Origin of the sequence: Janthinobacterium glycogeni (genome assembly GCF_051380725.1) — a bacterium.
In the GTDB taxonomy this organism is placed as follows: Bacteria; Pseudomonadota; Gammaproteobacteria; order Burkholderiales; family Burkholderiaceae_D; genus Janthinobacterium.
On sequence record NZ_JBNYXP010000002.1, the window covers coordinates 62445 to 83864 of the forward strand.

Annotated in this window: 17 protein-coding genes; 8 read left to right on the top strand and 9 right to left on the bottom strand. The window is 66.3% G+C overall.

The window, feature by feature from the left end; translation table 11 throughout:
* Window positions 1-158 precede the first annotated feature (158 nt).
* From ACQ4W4_RS05840 to ACQ4W4_RS05870, 7 genes are all read left to right on the top strand, one after another.
* Entirely contained in the window at window positions 159-998 is an 840-nt protein-coding gene (locus tag ACQ4W4_RS05840; protein WP_436541175.1) for a symmetrical bis(5'-nucleosyl)-tetraphosphatase, read from the top strand.
* A 107-nt stretch (window positions 999-1105) separates the two neighbouring features.
* On the top strand, window positions 1106-2026 hold the full coding sequence (locus ACQ4W4_RS05845) for an AraC family transcriptional regulator (RefSeq protein WP_436541176.1): 921 nt from the start codon (window positions 1106-1108) through the stop codon (window positions 2024-2026).
* Between the two features lie 118 nt (window positions 2027-2144).
* Window positions 2145-2699: a carboxymuconolactone decarboxylase family protein gene (locus ACQ4W4_RS05850; RefSeq protein ID WP_436541177.1), complete on the top strand. Its 555-nt coding sequence runs from the start codon at window positions 2145-2147 to the stop codon at window positions 2697-2699.
* A gap of 1 nt (window position 2700) precedes the next feature.
* Window positions 2701-3780: an acyl-CoA dehydrogenase family protein gene (locus ACQ4W4_RS05855; protein WP_436541178.1), complete on the top strand. Its 1080-nt coding sequence runs from the start codon at window positions 2701-2703 to the stop codon at window positions 3778-3780.
* Window positions 3777-4586, top strand: a complete 810-nt coding sequence (locus ACQ4W4_RS05860; protein WP_436541179.1) for an ABC transporter ATP-binding protein — start codon at window positions 3777-3779, stop codon at window positions 4584-4586. The genes ACQ4W4_RS05855 and ACQ4W4_RS05860 overlap by 4 nt, the downstream gene beginning before the upstream one ends.
* Window positions 4587-4603: 17 nt before the next feature.
* Complete coding sequence (locus ACQ4W4_RS05865; protein WP_436541180.1) at window positions 4604-5848, top strand: ABC transporter substrate-binding protein; 1245 nt, start codon at window positions 4604-4606, stop codon at window positions 5846-5848.
* A 2-nt stretch (window positions 5849-5850) separates the two neighbouring features.
* Complete coding sequence (locus tag ACQ4W4_RS05870; RefSeq protein ID WP_436541181.1) at window positions 5851-6615, top strand: ABC transporter permease; 765 nt, start codon at window positions 5851-5853, stop codon at window positions 6613-6615.
* On the opposite strand, the gene ACQ4W4_RS05875 is transcribed toward ACQ4W4_RS05870, so the two are convergent.
* From ACQ4W4_RS05875 to ACQ4W4_RS05900, 6 genes are all read right to left on the bottom strand, one after another.
* Complete coding sequence (locus ACQ4W4_RS05875) at window positions 6612-7358, bottom strand: lysophospholipid acyltransferase family protein (protein WP_436541182.1); 747 nt, start codon at window positions 7356-7358, stop codon at window positions 6612-6614. The two genes, ACQ4W4_RS05870 and ACQ4W4_RS05875, sit on opposite strands and share 4 nt — an antisense overlap.
* A gap of 147 nt (window positions 7359-7505) precedes the next feature.
* A complete protein-coding gene (locus ACQ4W4_RS05880) occupies window positions 7506-8807 on the bottom strand; it encodes a dihydroorotase (protein ID WP_436541183.1) in 1302 nt (433 codons plus the stop codon).
* Between the two features lie 24 nt (window positions 8808-8831).
* Entirely contained in the window at window positions 8832-9797 is a 966-nt protein-coding gene (locus ACQ4W4_RS05885; RefSeq protein WP_034780223.1) for an aspartate carbamoyltransferase catalytic subunit, read from the bottom strand.
* Window positions 9790-10314 carry a bifunctional pyr operon transcriptional regulator/uracil phosphoribosyltransferase PyrR gene (gene pyrR / locus ACQ4W4_RS05890; RefSeq protein ID WP_436541184.1) on the bottom strand — a complete coding sequence of 175 codons (525 nt, stop codon included), beginning with the start codon at window positions 10312-10314 and terminating at the stop codon, window positions 9790-9792. Before pyrR ends, ACQ4W4_RS05885 begins: the two co-directional genes overlap by 8 nt.
* 38 nt (window positions 10315-10352) lie before the next feature.
* The gene (ruvX, locus tag ACQ4W4_RS05895) at window positions 10353-10751 is read right to left on the bottom strand and encodes a Holliday junction resolvase RuvX (RefSeq protein WP_230492103.1); all 399 of its coding nucleotides are present in this window, start codon (window positions 10749-10751) and stop codon (window positions 10353-10355) included.
* Entirely contained in the window at window positions 10748-11350 is a 603-nt protein-coding gene (locus tag ACQ4W4_RS05900; protein WP_070222127.1) for a YqgE/AlgH family protein, read from the bottom strand. The genes ruvX and ACQ4W4_RS05900 overlap by 4 nt, the downstream gene beginning before the upstream one ends.
* A 386-nt stretch (window positions 11351-11736) precedes the next feature.
* Between ACQ4W4_RS05900 and ACQ4W4_RS05905 the strand changes: the two genes are divergently transcribed.
* Window positions 11737-13200 (top strand): cryptochrome/photolyase family protein, encoded by a 1464-nt coding sequence (locus ACQ4W4_RS05905; RefSeq protein WP_436541185.1) that lies wholly within the window; start codon window positions 11737-11739, stop codon window positions 13198-13200.
* A 106-nt stretch (window positions 13201-13306) separates the two neighbouring features.
* On the opposite strand, the gene ACQ4W4_RS05910 is transcribed toward ACQ4W4_RS05905, so the two are convergent.
* Genes ACQ4W4_RS05910 through ACQ4W4_RS05920 form a run of 3 tightly spaced genes read right to left on the bottom strand, consistent with a single transcriptional unit; the run spans window position 13307 to window position 21413 of the window.
* The gene (locus tag ACQ4W4_RS05910) at window positions 13307-18514 is read right to left on the bottom strand and encodes an Hpt domain-containing protein (RefSeq protein WP_436541186.1); all 5208 of its coding nucleotides are present in this window, start codon (window positions 18512-18514) and stop codon (window positions 13307-13309) included.
* Window positions 18515-18555: 41 nt separating this feature from the next.
* Window positions 18556-20793: a methyl-accepting chemotaxis protein gene (locus tag ACQ4W4_RS05915; RefSeq protein ID WP_436541187.1), complete on the bottom strand. Its 2238-nt coding sequence runs from the start codon at window positions 20791-20793 to the stop codon at window positions 18556-18558.
* A complete protein-coding gene (locus ACQ4W4_RS05920; RefSeq protein ID WP_436541188.1) occupies window positions 20793-21413 on the bottom strand; it encodes a chemotaxis protein CheW in 621 nt (206 codons plus the stop codon). The genes ACQ4W4_RS05915 and ACQ4W4_RS05920 overlap by 1 nt, the downstream gene beginning before the upstream one ends.
* Between the last annotated feature and the right edge of the window lie 7 nt (window positions 21414-21420).

Consider the following 21420-nt stretch of genomic DNA (forward strand, 5'->3'; position numbering starts at 1 on the left):
ACATGCCGTTAAATCAAATTCCCATGCGGCATAATCGGCGCCCGCGTTTTTCTTCCCGCCGGCCATGCGCGCAATCGGGCACCTGCCATAAATGCCTCAACGCCACAGGGCGGGCATGCTTATAATGCAGTCGCGTAGTTCACTTCACCCCGGCACATATGAAAACTTACTTTATCGGCGATCTGCAAGGCTGTCATGCACAAACCGTCGCATTGATCGAACGGATCCAGGCGGCGGCGGGCGGTCCTTACCACCTGCTGTTCGCGGGCGACTTGATCAATCGCGGCCCGGCCTCGCTGGCCACCCTGCGCCACGTGCACGCGCTGGCGCAGCAGGGCCTGGCCGACAGCGTCCTGGGCAACCATGACTTGCACTTGCTGGCCGTGGCCAACGGCATCCGGCCCGAGCATGCGTCCGACACCCTCGCCGAAATCCTCGATGCACCCGACCGCGAGGAGTTGATCAACTGGCTGCGCCAGCGGCCACTGGCACTGGAACACGATGGCCATGTGCTCGTGCATGCGGGCTTGCTGCCGCAATGGAGCGCGGCCCAGGCCCTGTCCCTGAGCGAGGAGGTGTCCGCCATGCTGCGCAGCGACGACTGGGTGGCGTTCCTGCGCACCATGTACGGCAACGAGCCGGCCGCCTGGCGCGACGACCTGCAGGGCGCCGACCGGCTGCGCTGCATCGTCAACGCCATGACGCGGCTGCGCTTTTGCACGCCGGACGGCGTGATGGATTTCAAAATGAAGGAAAGCGGCAGCCCGCCGCCAGGCTCCGGCCTGCTGCCCTGGTTCGACGTGCCGGACCGGCGCAGCGCCGGCGACACCATCGTCTTCGGCCACTGGTCGGCGCTGGGACTGCTACTACGGCCGCACCTGATCGGCCTCGATAGCGGCTGCGTCTGGGGCGGGAAACTCTCGGCCGTGTGCCTGGAAGACCGCTCGCTGCTGCAAGTCGACTGCCCCACGTTCCAGCGACACAGCGGCAAGCAGTAAGCGCCAAGCTTGACGCGCATATGCTTAGTCGAAATCGGTCGTTGGCCTTGCCGCGTCTGGCCCATATGATGTCAATTTTATGATGCAGCTCTTGCCTTTGCCATCCCATGCTCCCTGATACCGACAGACTGGCGCGCTGGCTGCTCGGCAGCCTGGAACTCGACACCGCCGTCCTGCATGTGGGCCAGTACTGCGGCCGCTGGCGCGCTTCCACGGCGGGCCGGGAACTGGGCAGCTTTCACCTGGTGCTCGATGGCCATTGCTACTTGCACCTCGACGGCGCGGCGCCCATTGCGCTCGGCCCGCGCGACGGCGTCTTCCTGCTGCGCGACTTGCCGCACTTCCTCAGTCCGCACAGCGATCCGCTGCAGGCGGTGAGCGCGCAAGCCATGCTGCCGCTGCAAACGCCCACGCAGCAGCCGGCGACGGCGCTGGCCTGCGGCTTCTTTCAATTTCGCGGCGCCCTCTCCACGCTGATCGTCGACTCCTTCCCGCCGTATCTGCTGATACGCGGCGACGCGCCCGCCTTCAGCGCCGCCGCCGCGCTGTTCGACCTGATCCTGGCGGAAGCGGGCGGCGACCCGGAACAGCCGTCGCCATTGATCGCGCGCCTGGTCGAACTGCTGTTCTTCTACCTGATCCGCCATGTGGCGCAGGGCGAGCAGGTGGCGGCCGGACTGCTGTCGCTGCTGCACCAGCCCGCATTTTCGCCGCTGCTCGAACGCATGCTCGACGCCCCCGCCGACGACTGGTCGATCGAGAACATGGCCAAGGCGGCGTGCATGTCGCGCGCCAGCTTCTGCAAGCATTTCGCCAGCGCCAGCGGCCACTCGCCGGCCCAGTTCCTGCTCCTGCTGCGCATGAAGATCGCCGCGCGGCGTCTGCACGACGGCGTCTCCGTCGAACGCGCGGCCGAACTGGTGGGCTACCGCTCGCACGCCGCCTTTACGCGCGCCTTCAAGCGGGTCACGGGCGAGCAGCCAGGCGCCTACCGGCGCGACCAGCGATTGCGCCAGCTGGCCAGCTGACATCAAGGATCACACAATCGCAGACGAACGAGCACAAAAGGACGACGCTGACGTCTGTTGCGTGCACGGCATGGCCGATATAATGGCCGGGTGACTTACTAACTTAGCAAGGTACCCCATGTCCCGTCTGACGCTGCACACTCTCGATACCGCCCCGGCCGACAGCCGCCCCTTCGTGGAAAAGGCCATCGCCAACAATGGCTTCCTGCCCAATCTGATCGGCGTGCTGGCCAACGCCCCGTTGGCCCTGGAAACCTATCTGACCGTCTCCGGCATCAATGCGCGCGCCAGCTTGAGCCTGATGGAACGCGAAGTGGTGCAGATCACGGCCGCGCGCATCCATGGCTGCGATTTCTGCATCGCCGGCCATAGCGCCATCTCGCTGAAAAAAGCGGGGCAGACGCCCGACACGGTGCGCGCCCTGCAGCACGGCCAGCCGACGGGCGATACGAAGCTGGACGCCGTCGCCGCCTTCGCCACGGCCGTCATCGCCACGCGCGGCGCCGTCAGCGACGCCGAATATCAAGCCTTCCTGGCCGCCGGCTACAACGAGCAGCAGGCGCTGGAAGTCGTGCTGGGCATCAGCCTGGCCACCCTGTGCAATTTCTCCAACAGCCTGGCCGGCACGCCCGTCAATCCGCAATTGACGCCCTACCTGCCTGGCGCCGTCTGACATGGCGAACCTCACTCACTGGCTGCACATGCATGCCGACCAGCTCGACCAATCGTCGGAGCTGGCTGAAACCGTATTACCGGCACTGGCCGGCGACAAGCTGCTGGCCATCGGCGTGCCGCAGGAACACGGCGGCGCGGGCGGCGACGTGCGCGACGCCATCGAAGCCATCGCCAAAGTGGCCGAACAATCGGTGACGGCGGCCTTTGTCTTCTGGGGCCAGCGCTGCTTCATCGAATTCCTGCTGCAAAGCGAGAACCGCGCGCTGGCCGAACGCCGCTTGCCCGGCCTGCTGGCCGGCACGCAGGCAGGAGCCAGCGGTTTGTCGAACGCCATGAAATTCTTGTCCGGCATCGAACAGCTGCAAATCACGGGCGCACGTCACGATGACGGCTTGCTCGTCGACGGCGGCCTGGCCTGGGTGACGAACCTGCGCAAGGCCGGCTTTGTCGCGGCGGCCGCCGTGGCCCCCAACGACGGCGCGCCGCCCGTCATCGTCGCCTTCGACAGCGGCACGGCGGGCGTGCAGCGCAGCGATGACCTGGACCTGATCGCCCTGCGCGGCAGCAATACGGCTTCCGTCAAGCTGGCGCAGGTGCACATCCCCGCCGCGGACATCATCAGCGACAACGCGCCGGCCTGGCTGCCGCAGGTGCGCCCATCGTTCCTCGGCATGCAGTGCGGACTGTCGATCGGCCTGGCGCGCGCCAGCCTGGCAAAGGCGGCGCAAATCTCGGCCGGATCGCGCAACCAGCTCACGCCGCGCATCGAAGCGCTGCAAGCGACACTGGAGGCAGCCGTCGCCACCTTGCTCGCCGGCGTGCACGATGGCCGCTTCAAGACGCAGGCGCCGGCCATGTTCCGCCTGCGCATACAGCTGGCCGACGTGCTGCAGCATGCGCTGATGCTGGAACTGCAAGCCATGGGCGGGCGCGCCTACCTGAACGCCGAGCAGCAGGGCTTTGCCCGCCGCTGGCGCGAATCGTCGTTCATCCCCATCGTCACCCCCAGCCTGACGCAGTTGCAGGCGGCCTTGCAGCTGTTCGACAGCCAGCAGGCGGCAGCGGGAGCCCCGGCATGAGCGTTGCTGATTGGGCCTTGCAGGCGCAGGACCTGAGCTTCTCCTATGCGGGCAGCGCGCCCGTGTTCCAGCACGTCTCGCTGGGCGTGCGCAAGCGCGAGATCGTCTGCCTGCTGGGCGGCAGCGGCTGCGGCAAATCGAGCCTGCTGCGCGTGCTGGCCGGCTTGCAGCCGCCATCCACGGGCGATATCCAGTTCCTCGATGCGCCCATGCGCGAACCGGACCCGCGCAGCGCCCTCGTCTTCCAGCAGGCGAGCCTGCTGCCCTGGCTGAACGTCACGGGCAATGCAGGTTTCGGCCTCGACTTCAAGCACCAGCCGCAGCTCACGCGCGCAGCGCACGAGGCGCGCGTGGCGCAAGCCATCGAAGCGGTGGGCCTGAAGGGCCGCGAAAAACTGTATCCGTCCGCCCTGTCGGGCGGCATGGCGCAGCGCGTGGCCCTGGCCCGCGCGCTGGCACGCGAACCGGAACTGCTGTTCGCCGACGAGCCGTTTTCCGCGCTCGACGCCATCACCCGCGCCGAGATGCAGTCGCTGCTGGTCGACGTGGTGCACCGCTGGCATACGGCCGTGCTGCTGGTCACGCACGATATCGACGAAGCCATCCTCGTGGCCGACCGCATCCTGCTCATGGGCGGCAAGCCGGGCAACATCGTGCGCGAATGGCCCGTCGCCATCGACCAGCCGCGCATCGGCCACAGCGCCGACGTGATCGCCCTCAAGATGGACATCCTCGACGCCCTGCAGGCGCTGCAAAAGCAGGATCAAACGCCCGCCTTTGCTCCCACCGCCTTCGCTCCCAATTAATCGACCGGAACTTTCCCATGACATTCGAAGACCACAACAAACCCCTGCATATCTGCGCCTCGTCCGATTGCGATTGCGGCCTGACGCGCCGCGACTTCCTGCGCATGTCGGCCCTGGCCACGGCCAGCGTCGCCTCGCCGCTGCTGTTCGCCGGCGACGCCATGGCCCAGCAAGGCCCGAAAGGCGATGACCAGCCCGTGAAAATCGGCTACCTGCCGATCACCGACGCCACCCCGCTGCTCGTCGCCCACGCCCGCAAGCTGTTCGAAGCGGAAGGACTGCAGGCGGAAACGCCGCGCCTGTTCCGCAGCTGGGCGCAGATCATCGAAGCCTTCGTCGCCGGCCAGGTCAACGTCATCCACCTGCTGTCGCCGGCCACCCTGTGGGTGCGCTACGGCGCCAAGTTCCCCGCGAAAGTCGTCGCCTGGAACCACGTCAACGGCTCCGCGCTGACCGTGGCCAACGAGATCAACAAGGTCTCCGACCTGGGCGGGCGCACGGTCGCGATTCCGTTCTGGTACTCGATCCACAACATCCTGCTGCAGCAAATCCTGAGCGCCAATGGCCTGACCCCGGTCACGCGCGCGCGCAACGCGGCCATCAAGCCGAATGAAGTCAACCTGGTCGTGCTGGCGCCGGCCGAAATGGTCTCCGCCCTGGCCAGCAAGTCGATTGCCGGCTATATCGTGGCAGAACCGTTCAATGCGGCGGCGGAAAACGCCGGCATCGGCAAGATCCTGCGCTTCTCGGGCGACGTGTGGAAAAACCATGCGTGCTGCGTCACCTTCCTGTCCGAGCGCGACATCAATACGCGTCCGGAATGGGCGCAGAAAGTCACCAACGCCATCGTCAAGGCGCAGCTGTGGACGCGCTCGAACCAGGTCGACACGGCCAAGCTGCTGTCGAACGTGGGCGAGCACCGCTACACGCCGCATCCGCTGCAAGTGCTGACCAAGGTACTGGCCACCACCGACTACGCCGGCTACGAAAAGCAGGGCCTGATCGTGCACAAGAACTGGCAGCAGCGCCGCATCGACTTCCAGCCGTATCCATTCGCCTCGTACACGGAAGAACTGGTGCGCGCCATCGGCCGCACCAAGGTCGAAGGCGATACGCGCTTCCTGTCCAGCCTCGATCCGAAGTTCGCCGCGCGCGACCTGGTCGATGACCGCTTCGTGCGCAAGGCCATCACGGCAGTCGGCGGCCCTGCCGCCTTCGGCTTGCCGGCCAACCTGCTGCGCAGCGAAACCGTGGCGGTCTGACGATGACGAGCAAGTTGTTCACGAAGTTCGGCCTGCCACTGGTGGGGCTGGCCTGTGCCTTGCTGCTGTGGTCCATGGGCGTGACGGCGCTGGAGAAATCCACGCCCATCGCCACCGCCTTCGCGCCGCTGCCCACGGCGCTGGCGTTCCAGGAAATGGTGGGCGGCCCGGATATCTGGCTGCACGTGGTATTGAGCCTGCAAAGGGTGGCCGTGGGCCTGGGGCTGGCCATCGTCATCGGCGTGCCGCTGGGCGTGCTGGTGGCCATGTCGAAGAGCTTTTCCGGCGCGGCCATGCCGCTGTTCCAGCTGCTGCGCATGATTTCGCCGCTGTCGTGGATGCCGATCGCCGTGATGGTGCTCGGTGTCGGCGATGCGCCCGTGTACTTCCTGCTGGCGTTTGCGGCCGTCTGGCCCATCCTGCTCAATACGGCGGCCGGCGTGGCGCGGCTCGATCCGAACTGGCTGCTGCTGGCGCGCAGCCTGTCGGCCACGCGCAGCGAGATCGTCTTCAAGGTGATTTTGCCGGGCATCACGGCCGATATTTTGACGGGCGTGCGCCTGGCCATCGGCATCATCTGGATCGTGCTGGTGCCGGCGGAAATGCTGGGCGTCTCGGCAGGCCTCGGTTACTTCATCCTCGACACGCGCGACCGCCTCGCGTATTCGGAACTGATGGCCGCCATCGTGCTGATCGGGATTTTAGGCTTCATCCTCGACTACCTGGCCCGCGCCGCGCATGCGCGCTGGCTGCACGTCAAAAACTAGGCGGCCTTTTCCAGCGGCAGCGCAGCGGCGACCGCCGCCTGCGTTGCCGCCGCCAGTTCGCGCCGGTGCGCGTCGACCGTCGCCACTGGCGCCAGGCAGGTCAGGCGCGCCGTGATCGGCGGGCCGCTCAAAATCGCCACCATGCTTTGCGCAAAGCTCATCTCGCCGATGAAATCGACGGCGTGATGCAGCGCCCCCTTGTCATCCACATACACGAGCGCGAACGGCTGCACCGGCACTTGCGCGTCGATGGCCGCCTCGAACAGGTTGGCGTGAAACGGCAGGATCTGCCCTTGCGCGGCGGTCGTGCCTTCGGGGAAGAACGCAATGCGCTCGCCCGCCGTCAATTTATCCACCAGGCCCTGGAAGATCAGGCGCAAGTCGCGCTTGCTGCCGCGCGAAATGAAGATCGTGCCGGCGCGCCCCGCCAGCCAGCCGAGGATAGGCCAGGCGCGGATTTCCGCCTTGGCGACGAAACGGCAGGGGTGGACGGCGTTGATGACGAAGATGTCGAGCCACGAGACGTGGTTCGCCACCACCATCGCATGGTCGAGGGCCGGCACGCTGTCTGCCGGCTGCGCCACGTGCACGCCGCAGATGTCGAGCAGCTGCGTCGACCAGCGGCGGATGCGCCGGTTACGCCCTTCCAGGTCCAGCCAGGGAAAGAGCACGGCGCTCTTGGCCATGCCGCAGCTCAGGTGAATGGCGATGCGCGCGAGGCGGTAGGTAAGCAGAAGTTTCAAATGACACCAAGGTTGGAAGCAAAGCCATACAGCCGCGTAGGTCGGCTTGGCAGCGCCCGCGAGGCGCTGCGTAAGCCGACAGGAGCCGCCATGGACTTGTCGGATTACGCGTACCGCTCATCCGACCTACGGCTCCGATACAAAAAATTAACGCTGAAACGCCACCTGTCCGGCCACGATGGTCGCCTTGACGATGCCGCTCAGCTCATAGCCGAGGAAAGGCGTGTGCTTGCCCTGGCTGGCCAGCGACGCCGACGACACGGTCCAGCGCGCGGCGGGATCGAAGACGCAGATGTCGGCCGCTTCGCCCACGGCCAGGCTGCCGGCCGGGATGCCGGCGACACGGGCCGCGTCGGACGTGACCTTGGCCACGGCGCGCGCCAGCGGACGGGCGCCCGCCTGCGGCTGGCCCAGCGCATAGTCGTCGGCCCATTTCAGGGCCAAGGACAGCAGCAGTTCCAGGCCCGTGGCGCCGGGCGACGCTTCGCCGAAGGGCAGCAGTTTTTCATCGTCGTCGACCGGCGTGTGGTCCGAGCACATGGCGTCGACCGTGCCGTCGAGCAGGCCGGCGCGGATCGCGTCGCGGTCGCGCTGGCTGCGGAACGGCGGCGTGACGCGGGCATTCGGGTCGAAGAAGCCGATGTCGGCGTCCGTCAGGTGCACATGGTGCACGCCCACGTCGCAGGTGACGGGCAGACCTTCGGCTTTCGCCGCGCGGATCAGTTCCAGGCCCGCCGCCGACGAAATGCGGCACAGGTGCACGCGCGCGCGGCTGGCGCGCATCAATTCGAAGATCGTGTGCAGCGCGATGGTTTCGGACATCACGGGCACGCCGGACAGGCCCAGGCGCGAGGCCAGCGGGCCGCTGTGAGCGATGCCGCCGCGGCCGATGTGCGGGTCTTGCGGGCGCAGCCAGACCGTGTAGCCGAAGGTGTTCGCGTACTGCATCGCGCGCAGCAGCACGGTGGTGTCCTCGATCGGCTCTTCCGCCTGCGCGAAGCCGATGCAGCCCGCTTCCGTCAGTTCCGCCATTTCCGTCAGCGACTGGCCCTTCAAGCCCATGGTCAGCGCGCCCAGCGGGTGCACGTGGGCCTTGTTCTGCGTCTTGGCGCGGTATTTCAGCATTTCCACCAGGCCCGGCTCATCGAGCACGGGATCGGTGTCGGGCGGGCACACCAGGCTCGTGACGCCGCCTTGCAGCGCCGCCTGCAGTTCCGATTCCAGGGTCGCCTTGTATTCGTAGCCCGGCTCGCGCAGGCGCGCGGACAGGTCGACCAGGCCAGGGGAAACCACCAGGCCGGCCGCGTCAAACGTGGTGTCGGCGGTGAAGCCGGCCGGCGCACTGCCCACGGCCAGCACCTTGCCGTCGGCGATAAACAGGTCTTGCAAGCCATCGATGCCGTTGGCAGGGTCGATCAGGTGGCCGTTCTTGATATGTAGTGTCGTCATGCTCGCTTACTCGTCCTTGGGCTATCAGCCCTGATTACCAGCCAAAATACTCATTACCGCCATGCGCACGGCGATACCGAAGGTCACCTGCGGCAGGATCACCGCCTGCGGACCGTCGGCCACGGCCGAATCGATTTCCACGCCGCGGTTCATCGGGCCCGGATGCATGACGATGGCATCCGGTTTCGCCAGCGCCAGGCGCTCGGGCGTGAGGCCATAGCTCTTGAAATATTCCTGCGCCGACGGCAGCAGCGCGCCGCTCATGCGTTCGTTCTGCAGGCGCAGCATGATGATCACGTCCACGCCCTTGAGGCCTTCATCCATGTTGGTGAAGGTGCGCACGCCCATCTGTTCCAGGCCGCCCGGCAGCAGGGTATGCGGGCCGATGGCGCGCACTTCCGGCACGCCCAGGGTGGTCAGCGCATGGATGTCGGAACGGGCCACGCGGCTGTGCAAAATGTCGCCCACGATGGCCACCGTCAGGTTGGTGAAATCCTTCTTGTAGTGGCGGATCGTGTACATGTCGAGCAAGCCCTGGGTCGGGTGCGCATGGCGTCCGTCGCCCGCGTTGACGACGTGGACGTGCGGCTGCCTGGTGTCGATCAGGTGCTTGGCGATCAGGTAGGGCGCGCCCGACTGCGCGTGGCGCACGACGAACATGTCGGCGTGCATGGCCGACAGGTTGTCGATGGTGTCGAGCAGGGATTCGCCCTTGCTGGCCGACGAGGCCTGGATGTTCAGGTTGATGACGTCGGCCGACAGGCGCTTCGAGGCGATTTCAAAGGTGGTGCGGGTGCGCGTGGAGTTTTCAAAGAACAGGTTGAAAACGCTCTTGCCGCGCATCAGCGGCACCTTTTTCACATCGCGGTCGGAGATGCCGACGAACGAGGAAGCCGTGTCGAGGATGTGGTTGACGATAGACTTCGGCAAGCCTTCGATCGTCAGCAGATGTTGCAGTTCGCCGTGTTTATTCAGTTGCGGATTAAGCATGGTTGGTATCTATGGTGAGCGTGAATTTTCCATCGTCGGCTTGCTTCAGGACCAGGGCCTGGCCCGGCGGCACGGCAGTGAAGGCGGCCACGAAATCGGCGGCCACCGGCAGCTGGCGTTCGCCACGGTCGACCAGGGCGGCCAGCATGATCTTCGCCGGGCGGCCATAGTCGAACAATTCGTTGATGGCCGCGCGCGTGGTGCGGCCCGTGTACAGCACGTCGTCGACCAGCAGGATGGTGGCGCCGGCCACATCGAAGGCGATTTGCGTCGGCTTGACGTCCGCATGCAAGCCCTTCTGCGCGAAGTCGTCGCGGTAGAACGAGACGTCTAGCACGCCCAGGCGGTCGAGCAGGTTCAGGTCGCGCGCCAGGCGTTCAGCCAGCCAGGCGCCGCCCGAATGGATGCCGACGATGGCCACGTTGGGGATGCCCGCCAGGCCGCTCTGCACCTGTTGCAGCAAGACCCCGTACAGGGCCTCGGCGTCGAGTTGGGAAGGATTCGTAGGATGCGGCATAGGGTTCTTGATCATTCAGGAATGGGTCAAAGGTCAGATTAATAATTCGCGTCGAAATACTGTTGCAGGATGATGGCGGCGGCGCGGTCGTCGATGACTTCGCCGCGCTTGGCGGCGATGACGGCCGAGGAATAACGCTCGTCGACCAGTTCCACCGGCAGGTTGAAGCGGCCATGCACCTGGTTGGCGAAACGGCGGCAGCGCGCGCTCATCTCGTGCTCGGTGCCGTCCGGGTGGCTGGGCAAGCCCACCACGATGCGGCTGGCGCCCCACTCCCTGATCAGGCTATCGATGGCGGCAAACTTCGGCTCGTTCGCCGTCGCCGTGATCACGCTGAGCGGCTTGGCCTGGCAAATCATGGTATTGCCGATGGCCACGCCGATGCGTTTCAAGCCGAAATCGAAGGCGAGGATGGTGTCGATGGCGTCACCGCTCATGCGTGTCCGGCTTCCGACGCCAGCATGAGGGGATCGATGCCCAGCAGCTTGATGGCCGCCACGTAGCGCTGTTCGATGGGGAAATCGAACAGGATGTCGGCCGAGGCGCCGACCGTCAGCCAGCCGTTGCGGCCGATCTCGTCTTCCAGCTGGCCCGGGCTCCAGCCCGAGTAGCCGATCGAGACGAGCATGCGCTCAGGACCATCGCCCTTGGCGACGGCTTCGAGCACGTCGATCGAGGTGGTAAACGCCACTTCATCGGTCACCGTCAGCGACGAGGAATAGCGCGCGCCCGGCGTGTGCAGCACGAAGCCGCGGTCATCCTGCACGGGGCCGCCAAACATGATCGGCTCGTTGATGATGGGCGTGTCGCTGCCAGCCTCCAGTTTCAGGTCGATGCGGTCGAACAGCACTTCCATGGTCATGTCGGTGGGTTTGTTGATGACGACGCCCAGCACGCCGTTTTCATTGTGTTCGCACACGTATACGACCGTGCCGCCGAAGATCGGATCTTGCATGGCCGGCATCGCAATCAGGAAATGGTTGGCCAGATTCAAGGTGGAGGAACCGGTCGCGGCCGGCTCTCCCACACCCTGCATCAGACGATGTCCTGGTAGAGTCTGGTCGATTTTACTCTTTTTCATACGCGATGCTCTCTCTGTGGGCTTGCTGGCAAGTCTCGCTTACCCCGCTATCGTACGCCCGGTGCAAGCGGCCGCACAGCTTGGGCGGCGCGCACCGTGGTGCCAGGCGTTATTCTTGTTATGTTATAAATTAATGATCAATTCGCTATGCCTGCAGGCGCATTTCAATGCCAATTGTAAAATTGATTGCAAAATTGCTGTCGCACATAAAGTACCGCGAACATACCCGCTAGTTTACACTGAATTGCCGCCGCAGCGACGCCAAAGGCGCGACGCGAGCGGCCATAAAGCCCTGTTGACGGCAAAAAATCGCCTATCTTTGACCTTGAACACGCGAAATAATGACAATTAAGACTTCCCTGGTGTGGTTCCGCCGCGATCTGCGCGCGTTTGACCATGCTGCACTGCATCACGCCCTGCGCCAGAGCCAGGCCGTGCATTGCGTCTTCGTCTACGACACCGCCATCCTGGCAGCCCTGCCGCGCCGCGACCGGCGTGTCGACTTCATCCATGCCAGCGTGGCCGAGCTGGCCGCCGAGCTGCGCCAGCTGGGCGGCGACCTGATCGTGCTGCACGCGGACGCGGCCGAGGCGATTCCGCGCCTGGCCGCCGAATTGAACGCCGACGCCGTCTTTGCCAACCACGACTACGAACCGCAGGCGATCGTCCGCGACGCCACGGTGGCCGCCGCGCTCACGCACGACGCGCGCCTGTGGTTCAGCTTCAAGGACCAGGTGATCTTTGAAAAAGACGAGGTATTGACGCTCTCGGCCAAACCCTACACCGTCTACACGCCGTATAAAAATGCCTGGCTGAAGAAAATGCGCGCCGAACCCGCCTGCCTGGCGCCGTTCGATATCGAGCCGCATGCGGCCAGCCTGGCGCCGCCGCGCGCCGGCACGCCGTCGCCCCTGCCCAGCTTGGGCGAGCTGGGGTTCGAGGCCAGCAACCTGGCCGAACTGGCCATCCCCACCGGCATGTCGGGCGCCAGCACGCTGTTCGAGGATTTTTTGCCGCGCGTGGCCCGCTATGACGTGGCGCGCGATTTTCCCGCCCTGAAGGGACCATCCTACCTGTCCATGCATCTGCGCTTCGGCACCGTGTCGCTGCGCTATCTGGTGCGCACCGTGGTCGACCTGATGGACCGCGGCGGCGGCGGCGATGGGGCGCCCGTGTGGCTGGCCGAACTGATCTGGCGCGATTTCTACGCCATGATTTTGTACCAGAACCCGCACGTGGAAGGCGGCGCCTTCAAACCGGCCTACGACGCCATCGCCTGGGAAACGGGAGCCGAGGCCGATGCCGCCTTTGCCGCCTGGTGCGAGGGCCGCACCGGCTACCCGCTGGTGGACGCAGCGATGGCGCAGCTGAACCAGACGGGCTATATGCACAACCGCCTGCGCATGGTCACGGCCTGCTTTCTGATCAAGGACCTGGGCATCGACTGGCGCCGCGGCGAAGCGTATTTCGCGCTGCACCTCAATGACTTCGACCTGGCGTCGAACAACGGCGGCTGGCAATGGGCGTCGTCGTCCGGCTGCGATGCCCAGCCCTATTTCCGCATCTTCAACCCCATCACGCAGTCGGAAAAATTCGACGCCGGCGGGCGCTTCATCCGCCGCTACCTGCCGCAACTGAAGGCGCTGGGCGACAAGGAAATCCACGCGCCCTGGCTGGTGCCGCGCATGTTGCTCGAGCAAAAAAACATCGTGCTGGGACGCGACTATCCGGAACCGATCGTGCAGCACGACGAGGCGCGCAAGGAGACCCTGGAGCGCTATGCCGTGGTGAAGGTGGCGGCGTAAGTGGTGGTGCCGGGTTACGCTGTCGTAAAGAGCGTAGGTCGGATTAGCGGGGCAAGGCCCCGCGTAATCCGACGATATTGTTATGTTGGCCGGTGGAAGTGTCGGGTTACGCCACGCCAACGGCCAGCAAGCGCCCCACCTCGGCCAGCAATTCCTCTTCCTGGAAAGGCTTGCCGAAATACGCATTCACGCCCAGCTCGAAGGCATGCGCGCGGTGCTTCTCGGCGCTGCGCGAGGTGATCATGATGACGGGGATGGCGCGCGTCTTGTCGTCGCTGCGCACATTGCGCGTCAGGTCGAAACCGTCCATGCGCGGCATTTCCACGTCGACCAGCAGCAGCGCCGGCATGGCAGCCGGTTCCAGCGCATGCAGCTGCTCCAGCGCATCGACGCCATCCTTGGCCAGCAGCACCTGGTAGCCTTCGCGCTCGAACAAACGCTGCATCACGCGGCGCACCGTCAGCGAATCGTCGACCGCCATTACGCGCACGGCAGGCGCTTCCAGCGCGCTGGAAGCGGCGTGCTGCTCGCGGCTGGCCAGCGCATATTGCGACAGCAGTTCCGGATGGTGCTCGAGGTGCTGCGCCAGCGCCACCGGGTTCAGGATCAGCACGATGTCGCCAGTGCCCAGCACCGTGGCGCCGGCGATGCCCGGCATGCGCGCCAGTTGCGGACCCACGTGCTTGACCACGACCTCGCGGTTGCCCACCACGTCATCGACCTGCAAGGCCAGCCTGTCATTGCCATTCCGGAGCAGCAGCACGGGCGCATGGCGCTGCGTAGCCTGCTCCGCCGGCGTCTCGCCCAGCATGGCCGACAGGTGATGCAGCGCCAGCGACTGCCCGTGCGACTCGATGCGCCCGGCCGCCCGCACCTGCTGCAGCTGCTCGCCTTTCAGGTGCAGCACCTGCTCCACCAGCACCGATGGCAAGGCATACGTCTTGCCGTTGGCCGCCAGCAGCACCACTTGCGTGACGGCCAGGGTCAGCGGCAGGTGGATGGTGAAGCGCATGCCCAGGCCCGCCTGCGTCAGCGTTTCCACGCGCCCGCCCAGGGCCAGCGCTTCGGAGCGCACGATGTCCATGCCAAAACCGCGTCCTGCCAGTTCCGTCAGGCTGTCGGCGGTGGAAAAGCCCGGTGTGAAAATCAGCTCGGCCGCCTGCGCGTCGGTCAGCGGCGCGTCCGTCGCCACCAGGCCGGCGCCGTGCGCCTTGGCGCGGATGCGTTCCAGGTCCAGCCCCGCGCCATCGTCGGAAAAGGCGATCGCCACTTCATTGCCCTGCTGACTGACCTGCACCAGCAGCTCGCCCGTCTCGCTCTTGCCGGCGGCCAGGCGCGCGTCGCGCGGCTCGACGCCGTGCACGATGGCGTTACGCAGCAGGTGTTCGAAGGGCGCGGCCATGCGTTCGAGCACGCTGCGGTCGATTTCCACGCCGCCGCCGCGGATGTCGAGGTTGACGCGCTTGTCGACTTCCTTGGCGCTTTGCCGCGCCACGCGGAACAGGCGTTCGGCGATGCTGGCAAACGGCACCATGCGGATCTGCATCAGGTCGCGCTGGAGGTCGCGCGTCAGCCGCGCCTGCAGCACCAGGTCGTCCGTTACCGCATCGACGCTGTGACTGAGGTTTTCATGAAACGAAGCCACATCGTTGACGCTTTCGGCCATCATGCGCGTGAGTTCCTGCAGGCGCGTAAAACGATCGAATTCGAGCGGGTCGAATTCGCGCTCGCTGCCGACGGCCATGCGCGAGGCGATCTGCGATTCGGCCTGCATTTCCACTTCGCGCAGCTGACGCCGCAGGCGCGCCAGGTTGTCGGAAAACTCGGACAGCGAAGCGCCCAGCACACCGACTTCATTTTCCATCTTCGAGCGCGTGATCGACACTTCGCCGGCCTGGTTCACCAGGCGGTCGAGGATATCGGCGCGCACGCGCACCAGCGCCGCCTTCGGTTCAGGGGCCGGCGTGTCTTCCATGCCCGGCAAGGGCAGCAAGGGCTGCTGCAACTGCTCGAACAAATGCAGCGCATGATCGTAATGGGCCAGCAATTCCTCGAAAGCTTGCGGCGTGGCGGTGCCCGCGTGCAGCATGTTTTCGATATGTGTCTCGATTTCATGCGCATGCTGGCCCAGGCGCATGGCGCCGGCCATGCGCGCGCTGCCTTTGACCGTATGCAGGGTGCGCAGCAGCATCTGCGCCTGGCCGCTGTCGTGCTGCTGCTGCTGCTGCCAGCTGCGCAGCGCTTCGCCGATCTGCGGCAGCAGGTCGGCCCCCTCTTCCAGGAAGACGGACAATAAATCGAGGTCGAGTTCATCGCTGATGCCGGCGCTCGCCGCCAGCAGCGCGGCCGCATCGGCCGGCATGATGGCGGGCGCCGGCGCTTCCGGCGCCGCGTGCTCCAGCGGCGGCGCATGTTCGAAACCGGCATCGAACAGGTCGTCGCTGGTTCCGCTGTCGTGCGCCGGCGCCGGTGCCGGCACTTCGGCCAGCGGCTCGGCAGGCTGCGCCGGCGTACCGACGATGCTGGCGTAAGTGTCCGCAAACAGGGCCTCGAGGCGGTCTTCCTTGCTCTCGCCAGGCGGCGCCGTCAAGGCGCGCCACAGGGTGTTGAGCGCTTCGATCATGTCCGGCTGCGTTGGCGCCAGGTCGCCCAGCGCGAACGCCTGCAGCATTTGCCCGATGCGCTGCGTGGCCTGCTCCAGCACGTCGTGCTGTTCGGCGCGCAGGCCGGCCAGCGGCGGCACCACCGTTTCAATCACCGTCTCAAGCGCGTGCGCCAGGTCGCGCAGGGACTGAAAGCCCACCGTGCCGGACGTCCCGGCCAGGGTATGCACGGCTTGCAGCGCCTCCGCGCTGACGGCGCGCTGTTCATGGCGCCACTCGCCAAAGTCGCGCCTGAGCACGCGCAGCAATTCATCCGTCTCGGCCAGGTAGATGTTGTACAAAGGCAGGCTGATGCGCAGTTCGCCCACGTGCTTGAGGTGATCGTCCGGCGCTTCGTGGAGCGCCGGCGCCGTGGCCAAAGGCAGTCCGATCACATTGCCGTTGCCAGCCACCGGCGCGGCCGATGCCGGGCGAGGCTTGCGCAGTTCGAACGGTCCGCCTTCGCGCACGCGCTCGGCCGCCATCAGCAGCATGCCGGCCTCGCGCTCGCGCCCCGCGCCGCCTTCCAGTTCGGCCACCCATTCGCTGAGCTGGTACCAGCCGTAATTGAGCAAGGTAAACAAGTCGTCGCTGGCGGGACGCGCTTCGGCCAGCCAGGTATTCATGACGCGCTCGATGGCGCCGGCCGCTTCGGCAAACTGCGCCAGACCGATCATGCGGCTGCTGCCTTTCAGGGTGTGGAACGAGCGGCGCAGCATGGCCAGGTGGTCGCCGCTGGCGGCCTGCTCGCGCGGCAAGGCCAGGGTGGTGTCGATGAAGGCCAGCACTTCGCGCGCTTCGGCGATGAAAATGTCGAGCATCTCCGCGTCGACATCGGTCGCGGCCGGCGCTGCATGCATGCCGGCGGGCGCTGCGGGCGCCAGGGCCTGATCGAGCAAGGGTACCGGTACCGCGCCGGCGGCCGCGACTTTTTCAAATGGCAGCGCGCGGAACGTGCCGGCGGCCGCATCGAAATGGAAACGCCCGCTGGCCGCCTGCGCGTTGCGGCCCAGCATATCGACAAAAAAGCCCAGCGCGCTGACATTTTGCGCGATCTCGTCGAGCGCCCCGGCGTGCGCGTCCGCCTTGACCTCCGCCCTGGCGTCGTCACCGGCCAGCTGCCGCACGGCCGCATCGACCTGCAGCACGGCGGCGCGCGCGTCTTCCTGTCCCAGCCCGGCCAGCTGCCGCTGCAACTGCGCCAGCACGGGCGCGACGCCATCGAGCGCCCCCGCCGCACCCGCTGCATCGGCGTAGTAGGCGTTGAGCACCTTTTCCACCTGGCGCAAGCCCGTCTTCATGTCCTCGGCCAGCGCGGCAACCGTCTGGCCCTGTTCGATCTGGCGCGACAGCTCGCCCGCCGTGACGGGCGGCGGCGCTTCGCCGGCCAGCAGCGCCTGCAGGCGCGCGGCGATGGTTTCCGCATTGCCGGCGAAATCGTCGGGCAGGCGGCGCAACTGCTCCAGTCCCGTGTCGGCAAACAGCAGCGCCATGCCGATTTCATTCTCCAGGGCCGCGCTGCGCCCGCTGGCCACGGCTTGCCGCGCCACGGCCGCGCATTCGCGCAGCAGGCTGGCCAGGGCCGGCTGCTTCAGGGACTCCACATGTGCCGCCACCTGTTGCAGTGACGCTTCAAAATCCGGGCCCAGGGCAGGATCGAGGTCGGCTTGCGCCAGGCGGCTCCAGCTGGCGCGCGCCTGCGCCAGGGCCGCGCGGGCGCCTTGCAAGGCATCCTGGTCAACCTGGCCGTAGCGCCGCGTTTCCAGGTCGGCGGGCAGCATGCCTTCCAGGGCGAAAGCGGCACGCAGCTTGCGTGCCTCCGGCGTCGGCTCGGACGCCGCGGCGATGAAGAACAGGGCGTCACGCAGCATCGCTTCGGGCAGGCTGGCCGTGCCCTGCGCCAGACGGCGCAACTGCAGGTTGATCAGGCCGAACAGCTGCTTGACGTTGAGCGTGCCCATGCCCTCGCAGCTGGCCGCCAGCCCCGCGAACGCCTGCATGGCGAACCAGAAGGTGCGCGCCGGCGCTTCCTGCTGCGCGTCGGCCACCAGGGTCAAGGTGGCGTGCAGGTCGCCCGCGTGCTGGCGCCGCGCGCCATCATCCTGCGCCTTCAGGAAGGGCAGCAGGGACTTTTCAAAGCGCCCGCGCCAGGCAGGATAGTCCGCCACGGGCGGCGTGTCCGCCAGCGCGATGGCCTGCCCTTCCAGCATGGCGGAGGGCGGAAAAAACAGGTCGGCCGGGTGGATGCGCTCGGCGCCCAGCATGGTTTGCAGGTCGCGGTAATAGGGGAACAAACGCGCCGGCTGCGGCGGCGTGCCGGCCACCAGGTCTTCCAGGTATTCGGTCAGGGCCTGATACAGGTCGGCGAGGACTTGCGCATGATCGAGCGTGTATTCCAGGCTGCCGTCGCGAAAGCGCGCCAGCGCCTGTTCCGCGCCGTCCGTCAGCAGGCTGGCGCCGGCCACGTCCACCATCACCAGTGCGCCATGCGCCTGGTGCAGGTGCGAGCGCGCATGCTGCAGGGCCGTGGCGCGTTCCTCGCGCTCGCGGCCGCCCGCCTCGAACAGGGCCGTTTTCGAGCGGCCCAGCGCTTCGCGGATTTCCACCATCACCCAGGACAAAGGCTCGCTGTCGAACGGCTTGGACTGCTGTGGACTATCTGGTGTGCTCATGCATGCCTCGGTAAAGAAATCGCCCTGGCTTGGCGCGACGTTCAGGCGGCGACGCGGAAGCGCGACACCGAATTTTTCAGTTCCTGCGCCAGCATTGACAGTTTATGGATCGACTGCGCCGTTTGCTGCGTGCCGTCCTGCGTCTGCTCCGTCACGCTCAGGATATGCTGGATATTCAAGGCCACGCCGCTGGCCGAACCGGCCTGCGTACCAGTGGCGAACGAGATGCCCTGAATCAGTTCGGCCAGGTGTTTCGACACCTGGCTGATGTCGTTCAAGGCCGCGCCGGCCGCGTCGGACAGGCGCGCGCCCTCGACCACGCCCTGCGTGGACGTTTCCATCGCCCGCGTCGCATCCTGGGTATCGGCCTGGATGGTGCGCACCAGCGCGCCGATCTGCTTGGCGGCCGCGGCTGAGCGTTCGGCCAGGCGCTGCACTTCCTCGGCGACGACGGAAAAGCCGCGCCCCGCCTCGCCGGCCGATGCGGCCTGGATGGCGGCGTTCAGCGCCAGCACATTGGTCTGCTCGGTGATATCGGAAATGAGCTCGGTGATTTCGCCGATCTCCTGCGACGATTCGCCCAGCCGCTTGATGCGCTTGGAGGTATCCTGGATCTGCTCGCGGATTTCATGCATGCCCTTGATGGCATTTTCCACCGCCGTCGAACCCTGCTGCGCCGCCGCCACCGACTGGCGCGCCACGTCGGCCGAGACGCTGGCCGACTTCGACACGTCGGTAATCGCATTGGCCATCTTGACCACGGTGGCGCTGACGCCCTGGATTTCGCGCGACTGCTGCTGCGACGCGATCAGCAGCTTGCTGGAGATGCTTTGCGCCTGCGTCGAGGCGCGGTTGACCTGTTCGGCCGTCGCCGTCACCCGTCCCACCAGGCCGCGCAATTCCTCGACCGTGTAGTTGACGGAATCGGCGATGGCGCCCGTGATGTCTTCCGACACGCTGGCCTGCACTGTCAGATCACCGTCGGCGACCTTCTGCAATTCGTTCATCAGGCGCAGGATGGCCGCCTGGTTCTGGTCATTCTTGGCCTTGGCCTGCTCTTCCTTTTCCTGCGACAGCAGCCGCAGGATTTCCGCTTCCTGGCGCCGCCGCTCGGCGTCGCGCGTGCGGTTGACCGAGTCCTGCAGCAGCACCCTGCCGATGCCGGCCGCCGCGATCAGGGTCAGCAACACGCCGCCGACCATCATCCAGAAGGCCATGCCCAGGGTTTCCTGATTCACGTGGTACATCTGCTGCAGCAGGGTCAAACGCTGGCGCAGGTCTTCGTTCTCGTTGAAGATCAGCTGTTCGGCGCTTTTCGCCGAACTGAATTTATCCAGGCGGTCGAGTATCGACGAGACCAGCTTCTGGTAAGTATCGAAACTGGCTTTCAGCGCCACCAGCCGGTCGCGCAGTTCGGCGTCGCGCGTGGGCGCCAGCTGCAGCGACACGCTGCCATTCAACAGGCCTTCGACGGCGGTGCGGAAATACGTCGTGTCGCGCCCCAGGGAAAACGCCGTTTCCGAGCTGATGCTGCCCGACGACAGGAACTCGCTGGCGCTGCGGCTCATGCGCTGGCTCAGCATCATCAGGCGGCCGATGACGGCCAGATCGCGCGCATTGCCGCCGCGCTGCACCTTCAGGGCCGCGACTTCCTCGGTCTGCGCCAGCAGCGCCGGCGACAGTGCGTTCAATTGCTGCAAGGTCTTGTCGAACTCGCCCAGCTCCGGCTTCAGGCGCAGGATGGTGCTGGCCGCGCGGTCGCTGCTGGCCCACTTCTTGCGCGCGTCGGCCACGGCTGCCAGCAGGGCGGAACGCGACTCGCCGATATCGCGGCCGTGATACGTCCCTCCGCGCAGCATCAGGCGGAAATCCTGGTTCAGCTCATTGCGGCTTTCCTCGAGCTGGCGGAACGCTTCCGGATTGCCTTGCACGGCGTTCGGCGCGGCCTTGCCGATACGCTGCGAATGCATCAGCGCATCGCTGGCCAGCTGCGTCTGCGCCGAGGCGATATTGCCGCTGCGCGTGTTCAATCCCACGAACAGCAGGCTGGCGGCCAGGCTCAGGGCCATCACCGTCGACAGGATGCTCAGCTGCTTTTGCAGCGGCAAATGGCCGATCAGCGGCAGCTTCAAGTCGCGCACCGGCGCGCTGGCCAGCGACTTGCGCCGGCCCAGCGCGTCGCGCAGGCGCAGCGGCAGATCGGCCGCCGATGCCGGCTCGCCGGGCGCGTGCTCCGCTTCGGGCATGCCGGCCGCCAGGATGGGGGAATGGGCGCCCATCAGCAAATGTCCTTGTGGACGGCAAGGCCGCCAAAGCCGGCATCGAGGAAGCGCTCCGCTTGCGCCAGCTGCGCCAGGTCCAGGCGCAGCCACTGCTGCCCTTCGCTGTCGCGCAGCGCCTGCGCCGCCCACGACGGCGGTGCGGCCGGCAAGGAGACGGGCTGCATCGTGCGCAGCTGGCGCAAGCCCAGTACGCGCTCGACCAGCAATGCGCAATTGAGGCCCAGGCGCGGAGAAAACGTGATGATGCGGCAGTGATTGTCAGGCGCGCAAGCCGGCTCGCCCATGTAGCGGGCCAGGTCGACGACGCCCGTCAGGCGTCCGCGCATGGCCGCCAGGCCCAGGTACCAGTCCTGCGCCAGCGGCACGCCCTGGATCTGCACACCGGCAGCAATGACGATTTCACCGAGCTGCGTCAGGTCGAGCAGGCAGGGGCGGCCACCGAGCATCACGCCCAGTTCCTTGCGCGCCGCCAGCGCGCCGCTGCGCGCAGCCTGTATCCGCTCGATCAATTGCAGCTGATACTGGCGCAAGCGCCCCTGCCGCGCGCCCGCCTCGAAGGATGGCAAAGCGGCAGCGGCAGGCGAAAAGGCCGTTGTGGATACGCCGTGACCTGGCATCGTGTGC

Bases quoted from the DNA above. Each gene is read 5' to 3' on its own strand.
- ACQ4W4_RS05915 (WP_436541187.1), bottom strand. From the start codon at position 20,793: ATGGGCGCCCATTCCCCCATCCTGGCGGCCGGCATGCCCGAAGCGGAG.
- ACQ4W4_RS05860 (WP_436541179.1), top strand. From the start codon at position 3,777: ATGAGCGTTGCTGATTGGGCCTTGCAGGCGCAGGACCTGAGCTTCTCC.
- ACQ4W4_RS05910 (WP_436541186.1), bottom strand. From the start codon at position 18,514: ATGAGCACACCAGATAGTCCACAGCAGTCCAAGCCGTTCGACAGCGAG.
- ACQ4W4_RS05905 (WP_436541185.1), top strand. From the start codon at position 11,737: ATGACAATTAAGACTTCCCTGGTGTGGTTCCGCCGCGATCTGCGCGCG.
- ruvX (WP_230492103.1), bottom strand. From the start codon at position 10,751: ATGAGCGGTGACGCCATCGACACCATCCTCGCCTTCGATTTCGGCTTG.
- ACQ4W4_RS05855 (WP_436541178.1), top strand. From the start codon at position 2,701: ATGGCGAACCTCACTCACTGGCTGCACATGCATGCCGACCAGCTCGAC.
- ACQ4W4_RS05880 (WP_436541183.1), bottom strand. From the start codon at position 8,807: ATGACGACACTACATATCAAGAACGGCCACCTGATCGACCCTGCCAAC.
- ACQ4W4_RS05920 (WP_436541188.1), bottom strand. From the start codon at position 21,413: ATGCCAGGTCACGGCGTATCCACAACGGCCTTTTCGCCTGCCGCTGCC.
- ACQ4W4_RS05885 (WP_034780223.1), bottom strand. From the start codon at position 9,797: ATGCTTAATCCGCAACTGAATAAACACGGCGAACTGCAACATCTGCTG.
- ACQ4W4_RS05845 (WP_436541176.1), top strand. From the start codon at position 1,106: ATGCTCCCTGATACCGACAGACTGGCGCGCTGGCTGCTCGGCAGCCTG.
- ACQ4W4_RS05840 (WP_436541175.1), top strand. From the start codon at position 159: ATGAAAACTTACTTTATCGGCGATCTGCAAGGCTGTCATGCACAAACC.
- pyrR (WP_436541184.1), bottom strand. From the start codon at position 10,314: ATGCCGCATCCTACGAATCCTTCCCAACTCGACGCCGAGGCCCTGTAC.
- ACQ4W4_RS05900 (WP_070222127.1), bottom strand. From the start codon at position 11,350: ATGCAGGGTGTGGGAGAGCCGGCCGCGACCGGTTCCTCCACCTTGAAT.
- ACQ4W4_RS05850 (WP_436541177.1), top strand. From the start codon at position 2,145: ATGTCCCGTCTGACGCTGCACACTCTCGATACCGCCCCGGCCGACAGC.
- ACQ4W4_RS05870 (WP_436541181.1), top strand. From the start codon at position 5,851: ATGACGAGCAAGTTGTTCACGAAGTTCGGCCTGCCACTGGTGGGGCTG.
- ACQ4W4_RS05865 (WP_436541180.1), top strand. From the start codon at position 4,604: ATGACATTCGAAGACCACAACAAACCCCTGCATATCTGCGCCTCGTCC.